This is a genomic window from Falsiroseomonas oryzae, assembly GCF_027856955.1.
Classification (GTDB): Bacteria; Pseudomonadota; Alphaproteobacteria; order Acetobacterales; family Acetobacteraceae; genus Falsiroseomonas; species Falsiroseomonas oryzae.
This window is the reverse complement of record NZ_JAPSMD010000234.1, coordinates 1-8,462: the sequence shown is the minus strand read 5'-3', so window position 1 is coordinate 8,462 and position 8,462 is coordinate 1. Positions and strand designations below refer to the sequence as shown.

The window sequence follows — 8,462 nt, the reverse complement described above, 5'->3', positions numbered from 1 at the left end:
CGGCCGGCCCCGGCGCCACGCGCCCGCCCGGCGATCACCGCGGCGCGGCGCAACGCCGCCCAGGCCGGCGCGCTGCTGGCGATCACGCTGCGCCACCCCTGGTTGCTGCCCGACGTGGAGGAGAGTTTCGCCGGCCTCGACCTGCCTGATGGCCCCGTCGCGCAATGCCGGACCCTGGCACTGGCATGGCTTGCGGAAGGCCATGCGCTTGACTCGGCGGGGTTGATGGACCACCTCGCCGAGGTCGGAGTGGGGGATTTCGTGGCCACGTTGCTGCGCGACCCGTCATTGCCCGCTGCGGCGCGGCCGGATGCCCAGCCCCAGGAAGCGCTGGAAGCCTGGTGGCACTTCTTCGGGCTGCTGCGCGGAGAGGCGGAGCTTCTGGCGGACCAGGCGGCGGCCCGGCAGGCGTTGGCGGAGACCAACGACCCCGCCGCCCAGCGTCGCCTGATCCGGCTGTCCCAGGCGCTGGATGCGCTTCGGCGCGGCGAATGGGACGACGAGGGCGCGCCGCCGGCGACCGCGCAGGCGGCCGAGGACGGGTCCCCATAGGGTAGAGGGTGTTTGCAAGCGCCGCGTCCCCGGCGGGGGAGGCGGCCTTCCGTGATGGAGCAGGTCGGGCATGGCAACCAAGGTCGCGAACGGCGCCGAGACGGCGGAGGGCCGGGACGAGGCGGTGGAGGGCGTGCTGCTCGACATCCAGTCCGCCGCCGTCAAGAAGCTGGTCGCCCGCGGCAAGGAGCGGGGCTACGTCACCTATGACGAGCTGAACGCCGCCTTGCCGTCGGAACAGGTGTCCTCCGAGACGATCGAGGACACGATGGCGATGCTGAACGACCTCGGCATCAACGTCGTCGAGAACGAGGAGAGCGAGGACGGCGAAGCCGCCGCCCCCAAGCCCGTCGCCAAGGCGGACGAGGAGGAGGACGAGGAGTCCGGCGGCAACGTGGACGAGGAGAGCCTCGGCCGCACCGACGACCCGGTCCGCATGTACCTGCGCGAGATGGGCAGCGTCGAGCTGCTCTCGCGCGAGGGCGAGATCGCGATCGCCAAGCGCATCGAGGCCGGGCGCGACATGATGATCGGCGGGCTCTGCGAGAGCCCGCTGACCTTCAAGGCGATCGTGGCCTGGCACGACGCGGTCAAGGAAGGCCGCATGCTGTTGCGCGACGTCATCGACCTGGAGGCGACGGCCGGCGCGAACAACCCGGAAAGCGCCGGCGCGGAGCAGCAGCAGGAAGAGGAGTTCGAGGAAGGCGAGGAGGGCGAGGGCGGCCTCGGCCTGTCGCTCTCGGCGCTCGAGGAGAAGCTGAAGCCGGAGGCGCTGGCCGCCTTCGAGGCGATCGAGAGCGCCTATTCCAAGCTGCACAAGCTCTCCGCCAAGCGGATGGACGCCTACACCTCGGGCGGCGAGACCTCCGCGCGCAGCGAGAAGACCTACGAGAAGCAGCGCATCGAGCTGGTGGCGCTGGTGGAGAAGGTGCATCTCCACAACAACCGGATCGAGGAGCTGGTGGACCAGCTCAAGGGCCTGAACCGGCGCCTGACGGGTCTGGAAGGCCAGATCCTGCGCATGGCGGAGAGCCACAAGGTCAAGCGCGACGAGTTCATCGGCGCATGGCGCGGGCATGAGCTGGACCCCGCCTGGTTCGACGGGCTCGCCAAGCTGAAGGGCAAGGGCTGGCAGAACTTCGTCGCGAAGTCGAAGGACGATGTCGAGGCGGTGCGCGCCGAGATCGCCCGGGTCGCCGGCGACACCGGCCTGCCGGTGGACGAGTTCAAGCGCGTCTACGCCACCGTCTCGCGCGGCGAGCGCGACATGACCCAGGCGAAGAAGGAGATGATCGAGGCCAACCTGCGCCTCGTGATTTCCATCGCCAAGAAATACACCAACCGCGGCCTGCAGTTCCTGGACCTGATCCAGGAGGGCAACATCGGCCTGATGAAGGCGGTGGACAAGTTCGAGTACCGCCGCGGCTACAAGTTCAGCACCTACGCGACCTGGTGGATCCGCCAGGCGATCACGCGCTCCATCGCGGACCAGGCGCGGACCATCCGCATCCCGGTCCACATGATCGAGACCATCAACAAGCTGGTGCGCACCAGCCGCCAGATGCTGCACGAGATCGGCCGCGAGCCGACGCCGGAGGAACTGGCGGAGAAGCTCGGCATGCCTTTGGAGAAGGTGCGCAAGGTGCTGAAGATCGCGAAGGAGCCGATCTCCCTCGAGACGCCGATCGGCGACGAGGAGGACAGCCACCTCGGCGACTTCATCGAGGACAAGAACGCGATCATCCCGCTGGATGCCGCGATCCAGTCCAACCTGCGGGAAGCGACGACGCGGGTGCTGTCCTCGCTCACGCCGCGCGAGGAGCGGGTGCTGCGCATGCGCTTCGGCATCGGCATGAACACCGACCACACGCTGGAGGAGGTCGGGCAGCAGTTCAACGTGACGCGCGAGCGCATCCGCCAGATCGAGGCGAAGGCGCTGCGCAAGCTGAAGCACCCGAGCCGGTCGCGGAAGCTGCGGTCCTTCCTGGACAACTGAGATGTCTGGCGCGACGGCGATGCGCGAACCGGTCACGCGCATCGCGGTGGACGTGACCTTCCTGCGGATGGACGTGGCGCCGCAGGATGCCGCGCCGGCGCTGCCCGCCGGATCCTCGGTGGTGCGCGTGCAGCGCTGCTCCGTGCCCTTCTATCGCTACCTCTACGACACGGTCGGGCGCGACTGGGTGTGGTGGCTGCGCCGCACCGTGGCCGACGACGAGATCGCCGGCCTGCTGGCCCGGCCGGACATCTCGATCCATGTCCTCTACCAGGGCGGCGAGCCGGCCGGCTTCTACGAGCTGGAGCGGCGCGGCGGGGAGGCCGGGACCAACCTGTCCTATTTCGGCCTGATGCCGCATACCATCGGCCGCGGTGCCGGGCGCGCGCTGCTGCGCCATGCCATCGATGCCGCCTGGGCGGAGAAGCCCCGCGCGCTGACGGTGAACACCTGCACCGCCGACCATCCGCGCGCCCTGCCGAACTACGTCGCGGCCGGCTTCCGCGTGCTGCGCACGGTGCGCGAGGTCTGGCCGGTGCCGAGCCGCCTGGGCCTGCCGATCCCGGAGCGGCTGCGCATCTGACGCGGCCTGCCTGCCGCCGCCCGATGCGGTAGGCTCCTCCCGATTCGGGGGGACCGGGGGATGAGGCGCATCGGCATCGGCGTGGTGGGGCTCGGCCTGCTCGGCGCCTGCTCCCCCGACTATTCGGCGGTGCGCGACTGGTCGCTGCAGGCCCGCGACGTCGTGCTGCCCGCGCCCGCGGACCGCGTCGTCCCCGATCCCTGGCGGCTGCCGCCGCCGCCGGCGGAGATCACCGCGGAGGGCCGCGCCGGCGCCGTGCAGGCGCTGCAGGAGGCGGCCGCGGCCTGGCTCGGCTTCCTCGCCTACATGGCCGATGACGGGCTGCCGACCGCGCGCACCAACCCGCTGGCGGCGCTGGTCCCGAAGGTGGAGCCCTTCGATCCGGCAGGTGCGGCGGCCGTGACGCAACTCGGCACGCTGATGGCGAAGGCGGCGCGGCAGAACTACCGGGCGCCGGAGCTGCGCTACGCCATCGATGAAGGGGCCCCGCATGTCCAGGGCGTGCTGGCGGCGCTGCTGCGGCAGACCGACGCGCTGGCCGGCGGGGTGCCGGAAGGCGCCGCCGCGGCGCGCCATGCAGCCATCGCGCGTGTCGCGGCCGGGCAGGCGCTGATGGCCAGCCGCACCGCCAGCCTGTCCCGCCCGGAGACCGCGCGGATGCTGCGCGAGCAGGAGACGGAGCTGCGGCGGATCATGGCGCTGGCCGAGGGCTGAAGCCCGCCAGGCCGGGCGGAACGCCGGAAAGAAGAAGGGCCGGCGGATCGCTCCGCCGGCCCTCCCGTTCGCGCCGAAGGCGGGCGCGTCAGCTGTGGGCCAGGATCGCCAGCAGCAGCAGCGCCACGATGTTGGTGATCTTGATCATCGGGTTCACCGCCGGGCCCGCCGTGTCCTTGTACGGGTCGCCCACCGTGTCGCCGGTCACCGCGGCCTTGTGGGCCTCGCTGCCCTTGCCGCCGTAGTTGCCTTCCTCGATGTACTTCTTCGCGTTGTCCCAGGCGCCGCCGCCGGTGGTCATCGAGACCGCGACGAAGAAGCCGGTGACGATGACGCCGAGCAGCATTGCGCCCAGTGCGCTGAACGCCGCCGCCTTGCCGCCGATGGCCAGGATCACCACGAAGACCACGATGGGCGAGAGCACCGGCAGCAGCGAGGGGATGATCATCTCCTTGATCGCCGCCTTGGTCAGCATGTCCACCGCGCGGCCGTAGTCCGGCTTGTCGGTGCCGGCCATGATGCCCGGCTTCTCGCGGAACTGGCGGCGCACCTCCTCCACCACGGCGAAGGCCGCGCGGCCCACCGCGGTCATGGACATGCCGCCGAACAGATAGGGCAGCAGGCCGCCGAACAGCAGGCCGACGACCACGTAGGGGTCGGAGAGGCTGAAGTTCAGCTGGCCGATCCCGGCGAAATACGGATAGGCGCCGGGATTGGCGATGAAGTAGCTGAGGTCCTGCGTGTAGGCCGCGAAAAGCACCAGCGCGCCGAGGCCCGCGGAGCCGATCGCATAGCCCTTCGTCACCGCCTTGGTGGTGTTGCCCACCGCGTCGAGCGCGTCGGTGGAGACGCGCACTTCCTTCGGCAGGCCGGCCATCTCGGCGATGCCGCCGGCATTGTCCGTCACCGGGCCGAAGGCATCGAGCGCCACCACCATGCCGGCCAGGGCCAGCATCGTCGTCGTCGCGATGGCGATGCCGTAGAGGCCCGCCAGCCCGTAGGCCGAGAGTACGCCGGCGATGATGATCAGCGCCGGCAGCGCGGTGGATTCCATGCTGACGGCGAGGCCGCGGATCACGTTGGTGCCGTGGCCGGTCTGCGACGCCTCGGCGATCGAGCGCACCGGGCGGAAGTCTGTGCCGGTGTAGTATTCGGTGACCCAGACGATCGCCGCGGTGACGGCCAGGCCGACCGCGCCGCAGAGGAACAGGCTGAAGGCGCCGAAGGTCGCGCCGCCCGCCGTCACGGTCCCGGTGCCGAAGACCAGGAAGGACAGCGGCAGCAGCACCGCGAGCGAGAGCGCGCCGGTGACGATGAAGCCGCGGTACATCGCGCCCATGATGGAGTTGTTGGCCGGCAGCTTGACGAAATAGGTGCCGGCGATCGAGGTCACCACGCAGACCGCGCCGATGGCCAGCGGGAACAGCATGGCGGCGACGCGCGCTTCCTCGCCGAAGGAGATCGCGGCGAGCACCATGGTGGCCACCATGGTCACCGCGTAGGTCTCGAACAGGTCGGCGGCCATGCCGGCGCAGTCGCCGACGTTGTCGCCCACGTTGTCGGCGATGGTGGCGGGGTTGCGGGGGTCGTCCTCGGGGATGCCGGCCTCGACCTTGCCCACCATGTCGCCGCCCACGTCGGCGCCCTTGGTGAAGATGCCGCCGCCGAGACGGGCGAAGATCGAGATCAGCGAGGCGCCGAAGCCCAGCGCCACCAGCGCGTCGATCACCAGGCGGCTGTTGGGCGCCGCGCCGCCGATCGGCACCAGGATGAGGAAGTAGACCGCGACGCCGAGCAGCGCGAGGCCGGCGACGAGCATGCCCGTGATGGCGCCCGACTTGAACGCCACGTCGAGGCCGGCGGCCAGCGACTGCGTGGCGGCCTGCGCCGTGCGGACATTGGCGCGGACCGAGACGTTCATGCCGATGAAGCCCGCCGCGCCCGAGAGCACGGCGCCGATCAGGAAGCCGATGGCCACCGCGAAGGCGTGCCCGCCGAAGCCGAAGGCCGCGAGGATCAGGAAGAACAGCACCACGCCGACGATGCCGATGGTGGTATACTGCCGCTTGAGGTAGGCGCTGGCGCCTTCGGCGATCGCCGCGGCGATCTCCTGCATGCGGGCGGAGCCGGCGTCGAGCGCCATGATCTCCTTGGATGTCCTCACGCCGTAGGCGATCGACAGCGCCCCCAGCACGATGATCAGAAGGACCGATATTGTTATCAAGGCGGCTTACCCCCTCATGGCTCCCCAGGGCGGCGCGCGGCCGACCTCAGGGCGCGGGCGAGCGCGCACCATCGGGCCGGCCCGGCGCTCGGGCCCGGCGGAAACTTGCTTGAAGCGGGTGCTGCTGGCAACGCCACCCAGGCGTGAAATCGCCACAACCGCGCCGTCACGCGGGGCCGGCCCAGGCGGCCGGCCCGGGCCGGCTATTCCTTGGCCTTGCCGGCGGTGTCCGCCTTGTAGGCGTCCATCGACTTCAGGATGATCTCCACCGCCTCGCTCGCCGGCCCCCAGCCCTTGACCTTCACCCACTTGTCGGACTCCAGGTCCTTGTACGTGGCGAAGAAGTGCTCGATGGTGGCGCGGGTGATGTGCGGCAGCTCGTCCGCGTCGGTCACGCCCGAATACATCGGGTGGACCTTGTCGTGCGGCACGCAGACCAGCTTCTCGTCCGAGCCGGCCTCGTCCTCCATGTGCAGCACGCCGATGGGGCGGGCGCGCAGCACGCAGCCCGGCACCACCGGGGCGGGGGTCAGCACCAGCACGTCGGTCGGGTCGCCGTCATCGGCGAGCGTGCCGGGGATGAAGCCGTAGGCGGCCGGGTAGGCCATGGGGGTGAACAGGAAGCGGTCCACCACCACGGCGCCGCTGTCCTTGTCGAGCTCGTACTTCACTTGGCTGCCCTGGGGGATCTCCACCACCACGTTGATGTCGTGCGGCGGCGCCTTGCCGGTCGGGATCTTCGCGGGGTTCATCGGCGTGACCTTCCGAGGCTGCGGGGAGGGAAGCGGCGGAGGCGGTAGCAGCCTTCCGCCGGCCCGGCAAACCTTCCGCGCATGGCCCGATCGGCGCCCGGTCCGCCGCGCCGGCCCCGCCGGGCCGGGTTCGCCGGCGGGCTTGCATGGCCCGCCGGCTTCGGGGATCAGTGCGGCGGCGCCGGGCCTGTAGCTCAATGGTCAGAGCGGGCCGCTCATAACGGCTTGGTTGGGGGTTCGAGTCCCTCCGGGCCCATCCCGCGCGCCGCGCGTCACCCTACAGCAGCGCCAGTTGCCGCGGCGCCTCCTGCGGGGCGCGGAACTGGGAGCAGTCCAGCGCGCGGCCCATGTTGCCCCGCCCGTCCAGCCCGAAGCGCCGCAGCGCCACCTTGAAGCGCTGGGCCAGCAGTTCCGCATAGGGGCCGGTCCCGGTCTGCCGCGTGCCGAAGCGGCTATCGTAGAGCTGGCCGCCCCGCGTCTCCCGCACCAGGGCCAGAACGCGGGCCGCGCGGTCGGGGTGGTGCTGGTTCAGCCAGGCCTCGAACATGCCGCGGATCTCGAGTGGCAGGCGCAGCAGCACATAGCCCGCCCGCGTCGCGCCGGCGCGGGCCGAGACCTCCAGGATGCGCTCGAGCTCGGCGTCGTTCAGGCCGGGGATCATCGGCGCGGCCAGCACGCCGGTCGGCACGCCCGCCCTGGCCAGCGCCGAGACCGCCTCCAGCCGCTTGAGCGGAGAGGCGGCGCGCGGCTCCATCAGCCGCGCCAGCTTGAGGTCGAGCGTCGTGACAGAAAGGCAGACATGCGCCAGGTTGCGCTCCGCCATCCGGGTCAGGATGTCGAGGTCGCGCAGCACCGCGGCGCTCTTGGTGACGATCGTCACGGGATGGCCGAAGCGCTCCAGCACCTCCAGCACGCGGCGCGTGATGCCGAGGGTGCGCTCGATCGGCTGGTAGGGGTCGGTGTTGGCACCCAGCGCGACCGGCTTCGGCTGGTAGCCGGGCTTCGCCAGCTCCTTCTCCAGCAGGTCCGGCAGGTCGGGCTTGAACATCAGCCGCGTCTCGAAATCGAGGCCGGGCGACATGCCGACATAGGCGTGGGCGGGACGGGCGTAGCAGTAGACGCAGCCATGCTCGCAGCCGCGATAGGGGTTGAGCGAGCGGTCGAAGCCGATGTCCGGGCTGTCGTTCCAGCTCAGCGCGGTCTTCGCCTTCTCCCGGATCAGCTCGGTCGGCAGCGGCGGCAACTCGCCGAATTCGGCGGCCAGCGTGCCCCAGCCGTCGTCCCAGGCCTCGGTGCGGCGGGATTCGTAGCGGACCGGCGGGTTGGTCACCGCGCCCCGGCCCTTGCGGGCCAGGGAGGGCATGGCGGAGGCTCCACCGTCGGGCATGATCGCTCCCCTGTTTCCCGGTTTGTTCACGGGCGACAGTGGCGAGGGCGAGGGGTGGCGTCAAGAACAAAATGGGAATTGGAATGGGCGTGATCGACGGCCTGTCCGCGGTGGTCCCGGCCCTGAACGCGGCGGCGACGCTGCCCGGCGCGCTGGCGGCGCTCGGCGGCGCCGTGGCGGAGGTCGTGGTGGTGGATGGCGGCAGCACGGACGGCACGGAGGCGGTCGCGCGCGGCCTCGGCGCGCGGGTCGTC

7 protein-coding genes, 1 tRNA gene and 1 pseudogene are annotated in these 8,462 nt (G+C 71.0%); 6 read left to right on the top strand and 3 right to left on the bottom strand.

Annotation, left to right across the window (positions count from 1 at the left end; all coding sequences use genetic code 11):
- From OZN99_RS19700 to OZN99_RS19685, 4 genes and pseudogenes are all read left to right on the top strand, one after another.
- Positions 1-552, top strand: a pseudogene (locus tag OZN99_RS19700) (DNA primase); the annotation flags it as partial.
- A gap of 70 nt (positions 553-622) precedes the next feature.
- Positions 623-2,548, top strand: a complete 1,926-nt coding sequence (gene rpoD / locus OZN99_RS19695; RefSeq protein WP_270936964.1) for an RNA polymerase sigma factor RpoD — start codon at positions 623-625, stop codon at positions 2,546-2,548.
- 1 nt (position 2,549) lies between these two features.
- On the top strand, positions 2,550-3,131 hold the full coding sequence (locus tag OZN99_RS19690; RefSeq protein WP_270936963.1) for a GNAT family N-acetyltransferase: 582 nt from the start codon (positions 2,550-2,552) through the stop codon (positions 3,129-3,131).
- Between the two features lie 60 nt (positions 3,132-3,191).
- Complete coding sequence (locus OZN99_RS19685; protein ID WP_270936962.1) at positions 3,192-3,845, top strand: hypothetical protein; 654 nt, start codon at positions 3,192-3,194, stop codon at positions 3,843-3,845.
- Between the two features lie 88 nt (positions 3,846-3,933).
- Here the strand turns inward: OZN99_RS19685 and OZN99_RS19680 are convergent, their stop codons facing one another.
- Together OZN99_RS19680 and ppa are read right to left on the bottom strand one after the other, a co-directional pair.
- Complete coding sequence (locus OZN99_RS19680) at positions 3,934-6,069, bottom strand: sodium-translocating pyrophosphatase (protein WP_456299890.1); 2,136 nt, start codon at positions 6,067-6,069, stop codon at positions 3,934-3,936.
- A 203-nt stretch (positions 6,070-6,272) separates the two neighbouring features.
- Positions 6,273-6,821, bottom strand: a complete 549-nt coding sequence (gene ppa / locus OZN99_RS19675; RefSeq protein WP_270936961.1) for an inorganic diphosphatase — start codon at positions 6,819-6,821, stop codon at positions 6,273-6,275.
- 183 nt (positions 6,822-7,004) lie between these two features.
- On the opposite strand from ppa, the gene OZN99_RS19670 reads away from it, so the two are divergent.
- Positions 7,005-7,077: transfer RNA gene (locus OZN99_RS19670), tRNA-Ile, on the top strand.
- 21 nt (positions 7,078-7,098) lie between these two features.
- On the opposite strand, the gene OZN99_RS19665 is transcribed toward OZN99_RS19670, so the two are convergent.
- Positions 7,099-8,208, bottom strand: coding sequence for a PA0069 family radical SAM protein (locus OZN99_RS19665; RefSeq protein ID WP_270936960.1), 1,110 nt, complete (start codon positions 8,206-8,208; stop codon positions 7,099-7,101).
- A 71-nt stretch (positions 8,209-8,279) separates the two neighbouring features.
- On the opposite strand from OZN99_RS19665, the gene OZN99_RS19660 reads away from it, so the two are divergent.
- A partial coding sequence (locus OZN99_RS19660) for a glycosyltransferase (RefSeq protein ID WP_333779750.1) occupies positions 8,280-8,462 on the top strand: 183 nt, incomplete at its 3' end.